Annotated in this window: 16 protein-coding genes; 4 read left to right on the top strand and 12 right to left on the bottom strand. The window is 64.0% G+C overall.

Annotated elements, in window-relative coordinates; translation table 11 throughout:
• Positions 1–131: 131 nt before the first annotated feature.
• The 4 genes from AC07X6_RS02125 to AC07X6_RS02110 form a co-directional block, all read right to left on the bottom strand.
• A complete protein-coding gene (locus AC07X6_RS02125) occupies positions 132–1,433 on the bottom strand; it encodes an EAL domain-containing protein (protein WP_494789932.1) in 1,302 nt (433 codons plus the stop codon).
• A gap of 75 nt (positions 1,434–1,508) precedes the next feature.
• Complete coding sequence (locus tag AC07X6_RS02120) at positions 1,509–1,835, bottom strand: hypothetical protein (protein WP_494789931.1); 327 nt, start codon at positions 1,833–1,835, stop codon at positions 1,509–1,511.
• Positions 1,836–1,990: 155 nt separating this feature from the next.
• A complete protein-coding gene (locus tag AC07X6_RS02115; protein WP_494789930.1) occupies positions 1,991–3,121 on the bottom strand; it encodes a YbfB/YjiJ family MFS transporter in 1,131 nt (376 codons plus the stop codon).
• Positions 3,118–3,993 carry a LysR family transcriptional regulator gene (locus tag AC07X6_RS02110; RefSeq protein WP_494790079.1) on the bottom strand — a complete coding sequence of 292 codons (876 nt, stop codon included), beginning with the start codon at positions 3,991–3,993 and terminating at the stop codon, positions 3,118–3,120. Before AC07X6_RS02110 ends, AC07X6_RS02115 begins: the two co-directional genes overlap by 4 nt.
• An 87-nt stretch (positions 3,994–4,080) precedes the next feature.
• Here AC07X6_RS02110 and AC07X6_RS02105 point away from each other — a divergent pair, with 87 nt between their 5' ends.
• Complete coding sequence (locus AC07X6_RS02105) at positions 4,081–5,142, top strand: NAD(P)H-dependent flavin oxidoreductase (protein WP_494789929.1); 1,062 nt, start codon at positions 4,081–4,083, stop codon at positions 5,140–5,142.
• Positions 5,143–5,306: 164 nt separating this feature from the next.
• Here the strand turns inward: AC07X6_RS02105 and AC07X6_RS02100 are convergent, their stop codons facing one another.
• The 4 genes from AC07X6_RS02100 to AC07X6_RS02085 all read right to left on the bottom strand — a co-directional run bounded on the left by AC07X6_RS02100 (position 5,307) and on the right by AC07X6_RS02085 (position 8,645).
• Complete coding sequence (locus tag AC07X6_RS02100; protein WP_152615268.1) at positions 5,307–5,729, bottom strand: hypothetical protein; 423 nt, start codon at positions 5,727–5,729, stop codon at positions 5,307–5,309.
• An 87-nt stretch (positions 5,730–5,816) separates the two neighbouring features.
• Positions 5,817–6,119 (bottom strand): hypothetical protein, encoded by a 303-nt coding sequence (locus tag AC07X6_RS02095; protein ID WP_494789928.1) that lies wholly within the window; start codon positions 6,117–6,119, stop codon positions 5,817–5,819.
• Positions 6,120–6,260: 141 nt separating this feature from the next.
• A complete protein-coding gene (locus AC07X6_RS02090) occupies positions 6,261–7,061 on the bottom strand; it encodes a TOTE conflict system archaeo-eukaryotic primase domain-containing protein (protein ID WP_494789927.1) in 801 nt (266 codons plus the stop codon).
• A 33-nt stretch (positions 7,062–7,094) separates the two neighbouring features.
• Positions 7,095–8,645 (bottom strand): MFS transporter, encoded by a 1,551-nt coding sequence (locus AC07X6_RS02085; protein WP_494789926.1) that lies wholly within the window; start codon positions 8,643–8,645, stop codon positions 7,095–7,097.
• Between the two features lie 118 nt (positions 8,646–8,763).
• On the opposite strand from AC07X6_RS02085, the gene AC07X6_RS02080 reads away from it, so the two are divergent.
• The gene (locus AC07X6_RS02080) at positions 8,764–9,624 is read left to right on the top strand and encodes a LysR substrate-binding domain-containing protein (protein ID WP_494789925.1); all 861 of its coding nucleotides are present in this window, start codon (positions 8,764–8,766) and stop codon (positions 9,622–9,624) included.
• A gap of 99 nt (positions 9,625–9,723) precedes the next feature.
• On the opposite strand, the gene AC07X6_RS02075 is transcribed toward AC07X6_RS02080, so the two are convergent.
• Together AC07X6_RS02075 and AC07X6_RS02070 are read right to left on the bottom strand one after the other, a co-directional pair.
• On the bottom strand, positions 9,724–10,848 hold the full coding sequence (locus AC07X6_RS02075; protein ID WP_494789924.1) for a fimbrial protein: 1,125 nt from the start codon (positions 10,846–10,848) through the stop codon (positions 9,724–9,726).
• A 277-nt stretch (positions 10,849–11,125) separates the two neighbouring features.
• Positions 11,126–12,514 (bottom strand): MFS transporter, encoded by a 1,389-nt coding sequence (locus AC07X6_RS02070; protein WP_494789923.1) that lies wholly within the window; start codon positions 12,512–12,514, stop codon positions 11,126–11,128.
• A gap of 75 nt (positions 12,515–12,589) precedes the next feature.
• Between AC07X6_RS02070 and AC07X6_RS02065 the strand changes: the two genes are divergently transcribed.
• Entirely contained in the window at positions 12,590–13,486 is an 897-nt protein-coding gene (locus AC07X6_RS02065; RefSeq protein WP_494789922.1) for a LysR family transcriptional regulator, read from the top strand.
• A gap of 109 nt (positions 13,487–13,595) precedes the next feature.
• Entirely contained in the window at positions 13,596–14,210 is a 615-nt protein-coding gene (gstA, locus tag AC07X6_RS02060; protein ID WP_494789921.1) for a glutathione transferase GstA, read from the top strand.
• 23 nt (positions 14,211–14,233) lie between these two features.
• Here the strand turns inward: gstA and AC07X6_RS02055 are convergent, their stop codons facing one another.
• A complete protein-coding gene (locus AC07X6_RS02055; protein WP_494789920.1) occupies positions 14,234–14,680 on the bottom strand; it encodes a PaaI family thioesterase in 447 nt (148 codons plus the stop codon).
• 307 nt (positions 14,681–14,987) lie between these two features.
• A complete protein-coding gene (locus AC07X6_RS02050; protein ID WP_494789919.1) occupies positions 14,988–17,627 on the bottom strand; it encodes an Lcl C-terminal domain-containing protein in 2,640 nt (879 codons plus the stop codon).
• Positions 17,628–17,635 lie beyond the last annotated feature (8 nt).

Raw genomic sequence — 17,635 nt, 5'->3', positions numbered from 1 at the left:
CGCCACGGCCGCCATACGAAATGCAGTTTATTAACATAGGTGCTCCTGTGCAACAAAAAAGCTTCGATTCCTCCTGCTTCAGACACAAGCCGCAATAAAATTACCTTTATTGCATTGCCAGAAGGCACGTATTATTTATTGCTGACACTGTCGAAGAAGTCCCGCAGTTCCATCGGGCGCGCCAAGGCATAGCCCTGACCCGTGGGACAGCCAAGCTGGCACAGTGCCTCGATGCAAGACGATTCCTCGATACCTTCCGCCACCACTTTCAGATTCATCAGCCGTGCCAGATTGACCGTCGCGGCGATCACGGCCTGCGCGGAAGCGCTGGTTTTCATGTCGCGCACAAACGCCCCGTCGATCTTGACCTCGTCAAAGGACATCCTGGCCAGCAGATTCAGGGTCGATGAGCCTTGCCCAAAATCATCGAGCGAGACGGGAAACCCTTTCGCCCGCAGCATATTGAGCGAGGCGGACAGCAGCAGCTCATCGGCGACCGGCAGATCGCCAGTCAATTCAATTTTCAGCAACTGCGGCGGCACGCCCGCCCGCTGCATTTTTTCAGCCAGCCGCTGCGCGAGACCCGGCGTACACACCGTTTCGGCGGAGGCATTCAGCGCGATGGGCAACGTCACCTGGCGGCTCTTGAGCACCAGCAGGACGTCGATCACGCGCGTCTCGATAAAGCTGAACAACAGCAGGTGCAGGCCAAGGCGATTAACCATCGGAATCAGCACCGATGGAGGCACTTCGCCAACGCCGGGATGATTCCAGCGCAGCAGCGCCTCGGCGCCGATGATGCGCCGGGTACGCAAATCGTACTGCGGCTGCAGCATCACGCGCAGATTCTTGCCTGTCGTCAACGCCTCGATCACGTCGGCTTCCGTCGGGCCATCGGGTGGCACGCAACAGGATACCTGCCGCTTGATCGGCGGGACCAGCAGCAAGGCGCGCAAGGCCTCGGCAAACGCGGCATTGCCGCCACCGTAGACCATGCCGACATTGATGCCTGCGCGATGCGCCAGGCGGGCATGCGCCAATAACGCCGTCACGGACAGGCCGCCGATGCGGGGCACCGCCGGCTTTTCCAGCGTCGCCGCAGCTTGCCCATGCAGTAAATTGAGCAGCGTTGGCTGGCCTACCCACAGCACATGCGGAAAACGCGCCAGCGGACTGGCCGCATCCAGCGTCTGGAGCAAGGTCGGCACCATCAGGCCACCGTGTTCGACATCCGCGACGATCACGTCGACCTCCCCTTCGCGCAAGAGCGAGGGAATCAAGCGCAGGGAGTTGATACTTTTCACATTCGCGATATCGATGGCGCCCAGCATCGTGCCCAGCCATCGCGTCCCCCCCTTGTCCGAATCAGGCGTCAAGGTCAGCACGCGCAGGGCATGAAATTCGCTACGCACAGGGGAACTGAGGGTTTTCACGGAAATTTTCCTTGGGTTGAGGCGCATGGATGGACAAAGAGTCGGGGACGCCAGGAATGCCGGGCGGCAAACCTCTTACTGGCTGTTCTCGTCGTCGAGCATGCCGAAATTGGCGCGATGATCGCCCATGCATGCCCGCAGTTCATGAATACTCAGCCCGCTCACCTCGTGCATGCGTATGAGTATGGCGGCGCTGACGGGCAATGCCCCATGCCGGATTTTGGAAAGGATGGGGGCCGACACCCGCAATTCGCGCCCCAGGGCCGCATCGTTCTTCAATCCAAGAAAGTCGATGAGCACGTCGAGCAGGTCGGCGCTGCGAAAGCCGTTGGCTCCCTTCAGGGGGAGCCGATTGCGCAATCCCGTCACGCGGGGAGAATGCTGCTGTATTTGCTTGGTCATTGCCGCTACTTTCCAATAAGGGGGATCAGGAACCGGGCATGCCAAGCGCATGGCGGCTGGCACGAACCCGTGATGTATTGAAGTGTAGCGACAGACTTTCTTGACCGAAATCAGAACAGTCCTAAAAATTCCCAGTGAGCATTTAAAGCGGCGGCCTACAGCCGCAGGCTGACGATAATCGCCAGCAGCAGCGCGCCGGCCGCCGCCAATAGTGCGCTGTTGAAACTGTGCGACTGCGCATACAGGCTGCCGGCCAGCACCGGGCCGATGATCTGGCCCACGCCATACACCACCGTCATGATGGCCATCATGTTCGTGCCTGCCCTGACGGCGGCCCGCTGCGCGGCCGGCATGGCGATGGTCACCGTGCCGACGAACGTGCCGCCGACGAGGATGGCGCTGAGCAGGTAGCCGGCGGCCGACGGCGCCAGCACGGGCAAGGCCACGCCCAGCGCCTGCAGCAGCAAATTGAGCCTGAGCGCCCGGCGCGTGCCCAGGCGCTCGTGCAGCCGGTGCCACAGGAAGCACGACGGCGCCGCGCCGAGGCCGAAGACGGCCCACACGTGGGCGGAATTGAGCCCGGGCAAGGCCGCGCCGACCAGCACGGGCAAGTAGGTGGCCGTGACGATGTAGCCGAGTCCCGCCAGTCCGTAGATCAGCACCAGCGGCCATGGCGACACGGGCGCCAGGGTCGATGTAACAGCTTGCGGCGGCGCGTCCGGCGTCGCCTGGCCGCCTGCGCCAATGGCGGGCGCGGCCGCCAGCCCCAGCAGCACGGCGACGCCGGCCAGCAGCAGCCACATGCCGGCGCTGCGCCAGCCCAGCTGCGATGCCAGCACCAGCAATTCGGCCGACACGGCAATGCCCGCGCCCACGCCCGCGTACAGCAGCGGCGCGCCGCGGCCATGCCCGCGCTGCACCAGCAGCCACAGCGAGGCTGCCACCATGGCCAGGGCGCTGAACACGCCCGCCGCGCCCCGCACGGCCACGATGAGCCAGACGGGCATCGGCAAGGCCAGCACGCCCAGGCACAGCGCCGTGCCAGCCACCGACCACAGGCACAGCCGGTGCGCGCCGGGCGCCCGCGCGCGCATGGCCAGGATCGCCCCCAGCAAATAACCGGCATAGTTGGCCGAGGCGGCCAGGCTGCCGTCGCGCAAGCTCAAGACGCCCTCTCCCACCATGTGCGGGTAGATGGCCGTGAAGGCGAAGCGGCCGAAGCCCATGCCGATGGCAAGAATGGCCGCCGCGGCGATGGCCGCACGCAGCCTGGCGGCCCCGCTCACGGCACCGCCTCGGCCAGTTGCGCCAGCAAGTGCTGGAACGCGGGCACGTCGAAGCCCGCGCGCCACACGAGCACCGTGTCGGCTTGCCCGACGGACAGTGTTGTCAAGGTGGCCGGCGCGTCCGACAGCGCCAGCACGCTGGCCGGCAGCACGGTCACGCAGGCGCCGGCCGCCACGCAGGCGATCATGGTGTGATACGAACTCAGCTCCTGCACGCGCCACTGCGTGCTGCCGGCCACGCCCAGCACCTCTTCGGCGATACCGCGATAAGTGCAGCCCTGGGGAAAGGCCGCCAGCGAGCGCGTGCGCACGTCCGCGGGGCGCCGCGCCTGCCCTTCGCTGGCCGGCAGCAGCAAGCACAGTTCCTCGCGCCACACGGCGGTCGATGCCAGCCCCAGCTCCTCCAGGGCGGCGGCGCCGCCGAACGCTGGCGGCAAGGCGACGAAAGCGCAGTCGAGCAAACCCGTGCGCACCTGCTCGATCAGGGGGCGCGACGGCCCCGTGCTCAGCGCCAGGCGCGTGTCCGGATGGCGGGCGTGATACGCGGCCAGCAGCGCCGGCAGGCGGCTGGCTGCCGTGCTTTCCATGCTGCCCACGCGCAAGGTGCCGCCCTCGCGCCCGCCCGTGACGACATGGCGGGCTTCGTCTGCCAGCGCCAGCAAACGCCGCGCATACTCGAGAAAGCGCTCGCCCGCCGCCGTCAGCGCCATGCGTTTATTGGTGCGCACGAACAACTCGGCGCCGATATCGGCTTCCAGCTGCTGGATGCGCGTGGTCACGCTGGACGGCGCGCGGCCCAGCCTGGCTGCCGCCTGGGTGACGCTCAGTTCACTCGCCACGGCACAGAAAATCGTCAGGGATTCCATGTCCATCATGTTCTCCATTTAAGAATTATCATGCTATTATATTCTCAAAATAAGAATTGAATGCGGCATCCTCAACTTGATGAAGGAAACATCATGACTTCAATCCAGCGCTTCCTCGACCGCCTCGGCTTGCAGCACCCCATCATCCAGGCGCCGATGGCGGGCGTCTCCACGCCGCGCATGGCCGCCGCCGTCTCGCATGCGGGCGGCCTCGGTTCGCTGGCCATCGGCGCCGGCACGGTGGCGCAGGCGCGCCAGACGATCGAGGAAACCCGCGCGCTGACGGACCGCCCCTTCAACGTGAATGTGTTCTGCCACGCGCCGGCGGTACGCGATGCCCGGCGTGAAGCGGCCTGGCTGGCCCATCTGGCGCCCCTGTTCGCGGAGCTGGGCGCGCCCGTGCCTGTGGCACTCGATGAGATATATCAAACCTTTCTCGGCAATGAGGCAGCGTTTGCCCTGCTGCTGGAACTGCGCCCCGCCGCCGTCAGCTTCCATTTCGGCTTGCCGGCGCAGCCGCAGATCGCCGCCCTGCGCCAGGCCGGCATCTACACCATGGCCACGGCCACCAATCTGCGCGAGGCGCAGCTGATCGAACAGGCGGGCGTCGACGCCATCGTGGCGCAGGGCGTGGAAGCGGGCGGACACCGGGGCGCGTTCGACCCGCAGGCGCCCGACGAGCGCCACAGCACCAGCGTGCTGCTGCGGCTGCTGGCAGGCCGCACTGCCCTCCCCGTCATCGCCGCCGGCGGCATCATGGATGGAGCAGGCATCCGCGCCGCGCTGGACCTGGGCGCAGCAGCCGCGCAGCTGGGCACGGCCTTCGTGCTGTGCCCGGAATCGTCGGCCAATGCGGGCTACCGCGCCAACCTGCAAAGCGCGCGGGCCGCAAGCACGCGCCTGACCAGCGTGCTCTCGGGCCGCCTGGCGCGCGGCATGGTGAACCGGCTGATCGAATACGGCGAAGCGCCGGGCAGCCCGCCGCCAGCCGATTATCCCGTCGCCTACGATGCCGCCAAGCAGTTGAACGCGCTGGCAAGCCGGCACGGCGACAGCGAATTCGCCGCGCAATGGGCCGGCCAGGGCGCGCCGCTGGCGCGGGAAATGGGGGCGGAGGAATTGGTATTGACTTTGGCCAGGGAAATGGCGGCTTGAGTCAGCATGCTTTTGAGATGAATGCCGCCAGGGCTGCTATGCCACAGGCCGCATGTTATCTGGAGATGGCAAAGTGGCCCGACGCTGCGGCTACACTGTAGTGTCCGCTTTCGCCCCACAGCAGACATAGATCTGACGCATTCGACATATGCCACCGCAGCAGATTAAGCGTCGTGATAAACAACGCCGTATGTGTCGAACATAGCTCCAGCTAGCTCGACCATGCTTAAGCCGCTGCGCTCCCAAAAAAACAGAAAGTACTCCAACTTGTCGTAAGGTGCTTCAGCGTCCATGCCGTGCAGCGCACAAATCGTGGTTCTGATACGCAACACCTCAGGGTCATCCGACATATCGCGTCCTCGGATGGTCTCCCAAAGCCTCATCCGGACAGCTAAGGCCTCGCTATCCGTTGCCGCGCCCTCAAGATATCGTTTAGCAGCCAAAACAGAAGACTGCGCGGTAACGGGTAGACATTCGATCACCCGAGCCAGGGCGTTAACCATAAAGCGTTGAGCATCACCGTGCTCTACCGGATCATCCAGATCAACGGTGGATGAAATAACATCAAAAGGATCACGGTGAGACATGCTGACTTTCTGAGTAAAGCTTAATTGGTCAATTGCCGACTGTCCGTTTCTGGCCGAAGTCAGCCCCCACCGCCGAGCATGACTAGCTTACTTGGCGGAATTATTGCCACGGGTAGAAATGCGATAAAGCGTCTCGCTGTATGGCAGTCGCGCAACTATTCTCGCCTTCGCAGCGACGGCGCCAAGGGTGGTTCCACGGCATAACAAGCTGACTTGGCCCGCATTACGTTCACACATCGCATCGGGACTGTCGATGAAGTTGGTCTTGCCCAGACGAGGAAAAACAATTGTCATCCCGCCAGGCAGGCTCTCAACAGGTGGAACGACAAAAATCGTCAATTGGGTATAAATAACGATAGAGGTAGCAATCAAAATCGCTAATGAAACCATTGCTCGTTTGCTCATTTGTCAGGAAATGAAGATTGCCAGAATTGCTCATAATACAATAACTTACAACAACAATACTCTCCGATTCTCACACGGAAAATGCCGGCTATAGCTGCCTGCTGCCGACATCTGCGAGCGCCCCCGCTACGGCAACCGGTGCCGGAACGTCGGCTCGATATGGCGCGCATGCAGCCAGCGCACGATGTCTTCCAGCGTGGCATCCTGCAGCAGCAAGCCAGGCGCAGTAGCGGACGTTGCTGCTGGCAATGCGGCGGCGACGGGAACGGGCGCAGGCACGGCATCGACCAGCCCCGCATGTCCCTGCAATTTCGCCAGCGCCTGCGCGAACTGGGCTGGGTTGATGCTGCGCAAGCTTTCCAGGAAGCCCAGCTGGGCGGCCGGTGGCGGCGGCATGTCCAGGCCCGGTTCGTCGACGAAGGCGGCGCCCATGCTGGGGTGGATGAAGGCGGCCCACTTGCCCGACGGCTGCAAACACGGCGGCAGCGCCGCCTGCGCCACGTAGTCTGGCGGCGCGACGGCGAGGATGTCGGTCGAGGCGGGCAAGAAGGTCGAGCGCAGCAGCTGCACGAACTGGCGCGCCTGGGCGGCGGGCACGGGCGTGGCCAGCGACAGCCACAGCTGGAACGCCGTGCCCGAGATGCTGACGGCGGGCGCAGGCAAGTCCAGCTCATGCTGCACGGCATTGGCGATCGTGCACAGCGCGCTCCAGTGCGCTTCGCCGCCGCCCTTGCCGCCAAACTCCAGCACCAGCGCGCGCGCCAGGCCGCGTTCGCTCACGAGCTGCACCGCCACCATCTGCTCGCCCGCCAGGTGGCGCGCCAGCACGGCCGGCGTCAACGGCTGGACGCCGCCCTGCGCATCGACGTAGTGCTGCTGTTCCTCGAACAGGTACAGGCGGGTGAGTTCGGAAATCAGTTTATGCATGGGCGGCCTCGTAATGACGTTGAGCAACACTTGTCAACGTGACCCGATTATAGCCTCCCCGCCCCTTGGCGCGCTCGTCCTCCCGGCCCGAAACACCAGCCAGCTGGCCACGGCGAACAGGCAGGCGGCCACGCCGCCGTACAGCATCACGGCGCCAAAGCCTTGTGCCAGCGCAAGCTTCGCCACGCCGGCCGGCAGCGCGCCGGCGCCCTTGCCTGCCGACAAATCCTCCGCCATGGCGCGCAAGGTAGCCGCGTCCAGTCCGCCGGGTACATGCTGACGCAGGGCCGACTGGATGGCAGCGACGAGAATAAAGCCCATCAGCGCGATATTCACCGACAGGCTGATCATGCGCGCGCTGATGTCGATGCCGGACGCCATGCCCGCCCGCTCGCCCGGCACGGCGGCCGTCGTCGTGTTGGTGACGGGCGTATTCGTCAAGCCCAGGCCCGTGCCGGCCAGCAGGCAACCGGGCAGGATGGTCAGCCAGGTGGCAGTTTCGGCACGGCTGCCCCACAACATCAGCAGGAAACCTGCGCCGATGGCCAGCAAGCCGGCGGGAATGACCGCATCGGCCCGGTAGCGCAGCGCCAGCCGCTCGGCCAGCGGCGGCATGAGCAAGGTGGGCACCGTGTAGGCGAGCAAGGTCAGGCCCGTGCCCAGGCTGCCGTAGCCGAGGCCATATTGCACGTACAGGGGCAGATAAATCATGAAAGGCCAGAAACTGCAATTCATGCCCGCCGAACCGAGCAAGGCGCCCGAGAAACGGCGGATGCGAAAGACGGAAAAATCGATCATCGGCTCAGGCTGGCGCCGTTCGATGACGGCAAACGCGGCAAAACCGGCCAGCGCCACGGCCAGGCTGGCCACGCTGCGCGGGTCGGAAAATCCCAGGGCCGGCCCCTGCGTGATGCACCAGGCCAGGCTGAACACGGCCAGCGACAGGGTGGCGATGCCGGCCACGTCCAGCTTGCGCCGCTGCGGGTCGCGCGATTCGCTCACGCCCAGGCCCGCCAGCAGCAGCGCGACGACGGCCAGCGGCCCGTGCACGAGAAATACCCATTGCCAGCTCGACAGCGCGACGATGGCCGCGCCGATGATGGGGCCAAAGCCCAGGCCCAGGCCAAACACGATGCCCCAGGCGCCAAACGCCCTGCCCCGCGCGGCGCCGGCCGGGAACTGCTGCGACAGCACGGCCACCTGGCAAATCAGCATGGCGCCGCCGGCCATGCCTTGCAGTGCGCGCGCGGCGATCAGCACGCCCGTGCTGCCGGCCCAGCCGCATGCCAGCGAACTGAGGCCGAACAGCGCCAGACTGGCCAGCAGCAAGCGTTTTCGGCCATAGCGGTCGGCCAGGGTACCGGTTGCCATCAGCACGGTGGTGCAAGCCAGCGTGTAGGCATTCATAATCCATTGCAAGTCCTTGAAGCCGCCATGCAGCACCGTTTCCAGGGTGGGCAGAATGACGGGCACGCTGGAAATTTCCAGGCCGAACATGAGCGAGGCCAGGCACACGGCGGCCAGGGTCAGTGCATTTTGTTGCGAAGTAGTCGGTAGCATCGAAGCCTTGATGTCGGTAGTCATGGAGGGGCGCGTAGAGACGGCGCACCGCGAGCCGCCATTCTAGAAAGCCTCGACTCATGAGGGAAATGATAAAATTTTGTACAATTCATTCATTCTCATCATGAATCACGGGAAACCCATGGACTTCGATACCGCCCTGCTGCGCGCCTTTGTGGCCGTGCACGACACGGGCGGCTTTACGCGCGCCGCCGAACGGCTGCACCTGAGCCAGTCCGCCATCAGCCACCAGATCCGCCGCCTGGAAGATCAGGCGGGCACGGCGCTGCTGGTGCGCACGACGCGCAGCCTGCGCCTGACGGAAGATGGCGAGGATTTCCTGCGCCACGCGCGGCAGATCCTGGCGGCCCAGGATGCCCTGTCGCGCCGCTTCCAGCGTTCCTCGATCGCCGGCGCCGTGCGCTTCGGCGTGCCGGAAAATTTCATGGGCGCGCGCCTGCCGGCCCTGCTGGCGCAGTTCGCGCACCTGTTTCCCGCCGTGCGCCTGGACGTGACGGTCGGCACTTATCTTGATTTGCAGAAACTGGTCGCCGCCGATGCGCTGGACCTGGCCGTCATCATGGCCCCGGCCAATAGCGGCGACGAGGCGGCCGTGCTGCGCCGCACGCGCTTCGTCTGGGCCGCGGCGCAGGATTTCCGCCACGACGGCGCGCCGCCCCTGCCGCTGGCGTTTTCACCGGCGCCGTGCATGCACCGGCAAGTGGGCGTCGATGCCCTCGAGAGCGCCGGCCTCGACTGGCGCGTGGCGTTCACCTCGCCCAGCCAGCAGGGCTTGCGCGCCGCCGTGCTGGCTGGCTTGGCGATCACGGCCCTGCCGCAAGGCGACCTGGAAGCGGGCATGGTCGTCATCGATGGGCAGTTTGGCTTGCCCGCCCTGCCCGCTGCTCAGTTCCAGTTGCTCCGGCGTGCCGCCAGCCAGACGGCGGCGGCCGAAGCGTTCGGCCAGATGCTGCGCGAATGGTCGGCCGCGGCGCTGGCTTGACACTGCGCGCTGTCCTGTTCTACCGGACGACGCCCGAGGCGGCGCCGCATCTGTACCGGCACGCCGTCAGCCGGCCCAGCCCCGGCTTCCTGAACAACATTACTCATAGCTGATCGTGAACGTCGCCGACGCATTCGCCGGACCCGGCGTCACATTGGCCCCGGTCTGCAGGTAGCGCGCGCGCAGGGGGATGGTATAACTGCGGTCGCTGGCGCTCAGGGTCAGCCCGCTGCTTCGCTTGATAGCCAACGGCAGCGGCGTGCCGGCCGTGGTCGCCACCTGCACGCCGATGCCGCTGGCGGCGGGAGGACGGCCCGCAGGGCTGGGATCGAGGCCCAGCACGCCGTTGGCCGGGTTGATCGCGGCGCCGGCTGGATCGATGCGGTACTGCAGGCTGTTATTGTCGCTGGTTCCGCTGCCACCCGTGCCTCTCGGCGAGTTGCCGCTTTGCGAGACCCAGCTGGCAGGAGTCTTGTTCACTGTGCCATGGAAGGCCGGGCAATTGTTCAAGGAAATGGAAAAATCCGTCCACCCAGTGGCGCTGTTGACCCCGGTCAATGCCTTGGGCCGGTGCGTGCCCATGGCCACCGCCACATCCGGCGTGCGGCAGGTGCGCGAGACAATCTGCAGACTGCCGGAGACGCCCATCTTGAATCCCAGCACTCTCGCATCGCCGAAATTGCCGAACAGGCTGACGGTCGGCAGTGAGTCGCCCCGCAGCACGCCCGGCGCCACGTCGCCCAGCTTGATCAATATCAATTCAAAATTGGCAGGCCCATCAAAAGGAACAATGCAGCGATAGCCCGCTTCACAAGTGGTCCATACCTTGCCTGTCTGTCTGGGCAGCAGACCGCCCGTACTGTTGAAGGCAACCCCCAGTCCCGCAATGCTGGTTTGGTAGACTTTACCGGCATACATCCCGCTGGTCCAGTTGGCCTGGCCGGAACCTGCCTCAACCATAAACTCGGTAAATTGTTGATACGGAGGATACAGGCACTCCGCTCTCACCGCCTGGCCGCTGGCCATGTTGAATGTCTGGCGATACACTTCGGTGCCCACCGGCACATCGCGCCCGACAGTGATCGCCGAGACCTGCAGCGGCATGGCGCCCACCGCCGGCTGGATTCCGTTCATGTAGGTGCAGGTGACCGCGAAGGCCGGGCCGGTCGCTGCCCACAGTAGCGCGGCGGCCACCCCCGATTTGACCAAAGAGCCAATATTCATAACGGTACCTTTACGATGTTGATTGGTGCAACTGACTGAGATTGCATGCGGTACATCAAGGATTTGATGAGGGCGCCCGGAGCTCTAGCGGCCATGGCCGCACGCCCACAGGCGACCTGGCCGGCTTGCGCTTCCAGTCCGTTCCTGGAAGCCCCTTTCTTGGCCACGCTCCTGTGTCATTGCGGGGTGAAGTGTAAAACCCCTGCAACTCAAGCACTATAGGAGCACTCCGAAAAATGCGGCGGCCGCAGGGCCCGGACGGTTGCTGCGTGAACGGTCAGCCGCGCCGGCGGCATGACAGCACCAGCAGCAAGGCCAGCGCCAGCATGACGGCCGCGCTGCCCAGGGCCACGGTGACGCGGTGCGCCAGCAAAGGCACACCCGCCAGCTGGCCCGCGCCAACAGCCGAGATCGCCACCAGCGTCGCCAGCCCCAGCGAACTGCCCAGCTGGTGCGCCACGTTGACGATGCCAGATGCCGCGCCCGCATCCCGCGCCGGCACGCCGGCCACGCCGGCCGCCGTCAGGGGACTCAGCGCCATGCCCTGCCCCGCGCCGATCAGCACCATCGGCAGGGCCACGCCCAGCCAGTAGGCCGTGTCCGCGCCGACACGGCTCAGCCATGCCATGCCCAGCATGGTCAAGCCCAGTCCCATGGCCAGCAGGCGCGCATTGCCGAAGCGCCGCGTCAAGCGCGGCACGCACAGGGCGACGGCAAAGTTGACCAAAGTCATGGGCAGGAAGGCGAGGCCCGTCAACGATGGCGGATAGCCGAGCACCACTTGCAAAAATTGCGTGGTGAAAAAGAAGAAGCCGATCATGGCGCCCAGGAACAGCACCCTGGCCCCGTACGCGGCGTTGCGTTGCCTATCGGAAAATAGCCTCAGCGGCAGGATGGCTTGCGCGGCGCGCCGCTCGATCAATATGAAAGCGGCCAGCAGCAGCACGCCCGCCGCCAGCGCGCCTTGTGTCAAGGCATCTCCCCAGCCGGCGCCGGCCGAGCGTATCAAGCCATACACGAGGGCCGACATGCCAACGGTCGAGCTGGCGGCGCCGGCCACGTCGAACGAGCCCCGGCTGCGGTCACTTTCCGCAATGAAACGGCGCGCGGCCACCAGCATGGCCGCGCCGATGGGCAGGTTGAGGAAGAAACCGACTCTCCACGACAGCCATTCGGCCAGCACGCCGCCCAGCACCAGGCCCACGCTGGCGGCGATGCCGGCCACGGCGCTGTACAGGGCGATGGCCCGCGTGCGTTCGCGCCCCTCCGCAAACGTGGTTTGCAGCAGTGCCAGGGTCGACGGCGCCAGGATGGCCGCGCCCGTGCCCTGGATGGCGCGCGCGGCGATCAGCATGGCTGGCGACTGCGCCAGGCCGATGGCCAGCGACGCCACGGTGAACAGCGCCAGGCCCAGCTGCAGCATCCTGCGCCGGCCGAAAACGTCGCCGGCGCGCGCAGCCAGCAGCAGCAAGCCGCCAAACGTCAAGGTGTAGGCGCTTTGCACCCAGGCCAGGCCCGTGTCCGTAAAGCCCAGTTCCTGATGGATTTTCGGCAAGCCCGTCAGCACGATGGACGTGTCGAGCACGATCATCACATAGCTGACGAGAATGATGGCGAGGATGGCCGCCTTGTGCGGCGCGGCGGCGTGAGCGGGGAGATTTTTCATGCCCCCACTGTATGCCTTCCCCATTACCATGAATAGATGCTAAAGTCCGCATGAACTTATTAGCAGGATTAATGAATGGCACAAACCAACTTCAACGACATCCTCGCCTTCGTGGCCGTGGCCCGCGCCGGCAGTTTTACCCGGGCGGCGGCCAAGCTGGGCGTGTCGCAGTCGGCGCTGAGCCAGACGGTGCGCGCGCTGGAAGAACGGCTCGGTCTGCGCCTGCTCGTGCGCACCACGCGCAGCGTCTCGCCGACCGAAGCGGGCGAACAGCTGCTGCGCACGGTGGCGCCCCGCTTCGACGAGATCGAGGCGGAACTGGCCCTGCTCAGCGAACGGCGCGACAAGCCGGCCGGCAACATCCGCATCAGTGCGGGCGAACATGCGGCGCTGACCGTCCTGCAGCCGGCCATCGCCCGCTTGTTGCCGCACTACCCGGACATCCACATCGAAGTCGTCGTCGACAATGGCATGACCGATATCGTCGCCGCCCGTTGCGACGCGGGCGTGCGCCTGGGCGAGCAAGTGGCCAAGGACATGATCGCCATGCCCATCGGCCCCGATTTCCGCATGGCCGTCGTCGCCTCGCCCGCGTATTTCAGCCGCCATCCGCCGCCGGCCACGCCGCAGGACTTGATGGCGCACAATTGCATCAACATGCGCCTGCCGACATTGGGCGGCCTGTATGCCTGGGAATTTGCCAAGGATGGGCAGGAGCTGAAAGTGCGCGTGGAAGGACAGATGATCTATAACAACATGGCCATGCGGCTGCATTCGGCGCTCGATGGCCTGGGGCTAGCCTGCATGGCGGAAGATGTGGTACAGCCTTACGTCGCCGATGGCCGCCTTATCCGCGTGCTCGACGACTGGTGCCCCGCGTATGCGGGCTACAAGCTGTATTACCCGAGCCGGCGCCACCCCTCGCCCGCGTTTACCTTGCTGCTCGACACCTTGCGCTATCCCCGGCTTTGAGCCAGCGCAAGGCTAAACCGGGCGTCAACGGCGAACCACACGAACACGCATTTACCGTGCGGCGGCGCAGGACTATAGTGGCTGCTTTCCCACCTGTTCAAGGATCGCCATGAAACTCTTCTACTCGCCGGGTGCCTGCTCGCAGGCACCGCACATCCTCCTGCGCGAAACGGGGGCGGCCTTCACCCTCGTGAAGGTCGACCTGGGCCAGCACCGCACGCAGGAAGGTGGCAATTACTACGACCTCAACCCGAAAGGCCAGGTGCCGCTGCTGGCGCTCGACGATGGCACGACCCTGAGCGAAGGCCCCGTCATCGCCCAGTACATCGCCGAACAGGCCGGCAGGCAGGATTTATTGCCGCCCGTAGGCAGCCCGGCCCGCTACAAGGTGCTGGAATGGCAGAATTACATCACGTCCGAACTGCACAAATCGTTCAGTCCCCTGTTCGATCCCCGCTTCGACGCCGCCACCAAGGCCTTGTTCGTCGAGCAACTAGGCAAGAAGTACAAGTATGTGGACAGCCGCCTGGAAGGCCGTGCCTATCTGACGGGCGACACCTTCACCGTGGCCGACGCCTATATGTTCGTCGTCACCGGCTGGGCGCCGAACGTGGGCGTGGATTTGTCCGCGCTGGCGCATCTGCAAGCCTTCCTGGCAAGAGTGGGCCAGCGCGACAGCGTCAACGCTGCTCGGGAAGCGGAAGGCTTGGCCAAGGCCGCTTGAACGGCGTGGCCCGGTGCACGGGCTCACGTCTTTTCGGACTTGCCGTGCATCACCATGATGGTTTGCTGCATCAGCGCGCACAGGGTTTCCTTGTCATCCTTGACGGCAAACACTTCGGCCTGCGTGACGATCAGCGTGCGGCCGGGACGCACCACCTTGCCGCGCGCAATCAGTTTCTCGCCATCGGCGGGCGCCAGCAAATTCATCTTGTATTCCACCGTCAGCACGGACGCGCCGTCCGGCACCATCGTCATGGCCGCGTAACCCGCGGCCGAGTCCGCGATCATGCCCACCACGCCGCCGTGCACGAAGCCGTGCTGCTGCTCGATGCCGCTCCAGTGCGGCACATGGATTTCCGTGCTGCCGTGCGCCACCATGGGCAGGCTGGCCCGGATCAGGGTCATGGCGTTCTGCAAATCAAAACTGGCGCGGACTCGGTCGGCGAATTGCGACTCGGGGATGTGGGTCATATGCTTTACTTTCTCAAGGGAACCAGGAAAAACGCCAGGACACTACTGTACCCTGCTTCCGGCGCTCGGCAAGCAGCAAGGTCCGCAAGCGATGCGGACTCGCCAGCAAGGATGACACCGTGCTGTTGGCCTTGTTCTACAATAACCCCGGCGACGACAACAGCAGGCTGATGGCGATGGCCACCAGTACAGGCAAACGGTCGCGCTACCCAGTGAAATACGGCAGCAGGGTCAGGCGCGATAACGGCCGCATCGTCTGCCGATCAGCAGGTTCGCGGCAGTCGCCAGCCATTCGTGCCGTATCGGACTATTGTTTTAACACAATACGCCGCGCCTCCAGGGCCGCATCGATGTCCGACAAGCCGGCAGCGGTGCAGATGTCGATGACGGCAGGCTCGATGGCGCGCGCAAACACACGCTGGCCATCGGCAATGCCGGCAAACTCAAGGCGCATCTGCAATAATCCGTGTGCCCCCTCTTCCATCTCTCCCGTGTAGGCCAGCGGCGACTGGCTGTAACTCAGTTTAAATACCCCTGCACGTGGCCGCCCCAGCTCCACCCATTCTCCATAAGCATGTCCCTGCATGAGCACTGGCTGAAATTTGTCTTGCCGAATACGTCCCACGTAATAGGAAAACGGCGCCTCGCCACGAGAATACTCAACCACAGCGGCCACGCCACCGTCACACAGGCGCAACAGGCCCAAGGCAACGCCAGTTTTTGCAGTGGGTTGAAACAGGTCCTTCGGATTGCTCGCTAGGGCCGGATGCACAGTCAAGCCGGGGACTTTTTCACCAAATACCTGCGCCATATATGCTTGCATTTTCGCATGCAGCGATTTGCCGGCGTCCTCGTCGTCCAGCCCAAAATAGCCGGAAATCTGCCGGCACAGGCTCGAATTGCCAGCCAGCAAAACATGTACATGGTCGGGCACGGCATCCTGATATGCTTTTTGCATGGCGATACAAAAGGCCAGCACCCCCTGGCCGATACGCTGCTCCAGATAATCGAGCAGCGCCGACTTGGCGATTTTCAACTGCAGCACGCTACGCTTGCCGCTACGGTCAAACAAGGGGACGGTCGGACTCTGCGTCTCCATGCGCCCTGTTTCCCACAAGGGGCGCAATATGCTCATGAGCACCAATGTATTCGTACGGGCATAGCGGCCCTGCTCGACGATACGCTCATGGCCCGGGAAAGCATCGGCATCGGGAGGCCGGGTAAACACGGCGCCCAGCTCCAGGCACGCCGTCAGATTGTCCTGGAAGACACGATAAGCCAGATTTGCCAACAAGTTCTCGCCCCCCAGATAGCGGTCGCCCGCGGCGCCATGGCGCTCCAGTATCTGCTCCAAGTCCGGATCTTCATGTTCGGCCGGCAAGCGATAGTGGCCAAAATCAAAATCGCTGGTACCTCCGCCAAAATCGAACACGCTATACGCCACACCTTCCCTTGTCGGCAATATTCCCAGGCTGGGCAGGGCTGCCGCTGCATACGCAGCCGGCTCGGAAGCCACTTCATCAACCCGGAAGTTCTGAAACTCGGGCGCCGTCAGGAGGGTCGATGGCAGGCTACGCTGCAGACCGCGGCGGAAGGAGGCCAGGATCTTATCCTTCACCAGTTGCGGATAGTCGACGGGAAACGTCATGCAATAGCGTAAAAACAAGCCCCGCCCACGCCAGTTGATATTCATGCCAATAAACCATGCATACAACTCGACCGGGTCGAAATCGTCGCTGGCATGCAGCTCGAGCGGCATGCCGCGCACTGGATTGCGCACGGAGGGCGCCAGCAATTCACGTTCGACCTGGCGACCATCGGTGATAAAGACACGCTTGCCCGCTTCTGCGTCAAGCACCCATTGCTTGATATGCATCAGCAAACTGCCGATCATCTGGTGTGACTTGTCGCTGGACAGGAAGTCCTGCAAGGCTGCATGCGAACAACGCACGTGCTCCCAATCCACATCCGGACGATAAGCGCAGCTTTGCCAGACGCGCATCAAGCCGGTCCAGTCCAGGAACTCCAGCAGCGTGGGATTCTCATAATTGCTGGCCTCTTCCTGGTCCAGGAAATTGCCGACACCGACGCGCAGCAGTTTGCGCTTGCCATGTTCGTTGATCGCCACCACCGTACTGCTGGTGCCAAAATCGATAGCGACGTCCCAATCGCGCACATCTTCGGCCGGATTACGCGCACGTACCGCTTCCGCGCGCAACGTATCCGCATCCATGCCCCAGGCTTCCCACATGCCCTTGGCGGCATCGTCAAATTGCGTGTCTTCCAGCATCGGCAGGCGCATGCCGCGATAATCGATATCGCGCCATTGCAAACGCAATGGCACGGCGGCGCGCAACGGCGCCAGCAGGTCGGTGGCACGCGTGTCCCCCGCGTCAAACAGAGACCAGCCGCGCTGGACACACTGCTCGATGAACTCAGCGTAGCTTGCTTCGCCGACAAGATCATTGACTTCGATCAAACGCGCATTGCCCTCTGTGACGCCATCGCCAGCAACCGTGCCAACCGCCACCGTTCCCTTGACATTCAGCCAGGGGCTGCGGTGCAGGAAAAAATCAAAGGGAGCCGCCTTGCCAGGACAGGCAGGCGCATTGTGAAATTCCAGCAGTTCCTGCTCCGTCGGGACGCGCCAGGAACCGATATTTCCAATTTTCCTCTTGGCAATCCCAATAGTCGCTTCCTGCGCCCCATTCCATCGGCGCGGATCCGGCTGGGCATTCCACAAGAGGCGCGTGCTGGCATCGTAAAACATGCTCTCCGCACCATTGGCACAGACCACCCAGAAGGCTTTTTCCGACAGTTTCGCCGCCAGTTCCGCCAGCTTGTCTCGGTGGTAGTCAGCCTTGCAATCACCCGTATTCATTTGCATCTCGACATTCTCATTCTTATTTTTTATCAGTTGTTGCAGCACTGCGTTCAGAGTATTCATGAGGGATT

The organism is Janthinobacterium sp. GW460-12-1-14-LB5, from assembly GCF_059423585.1.
This window is presented reverse-complemented; position numbering and strand designations above follow the sequence as displayed.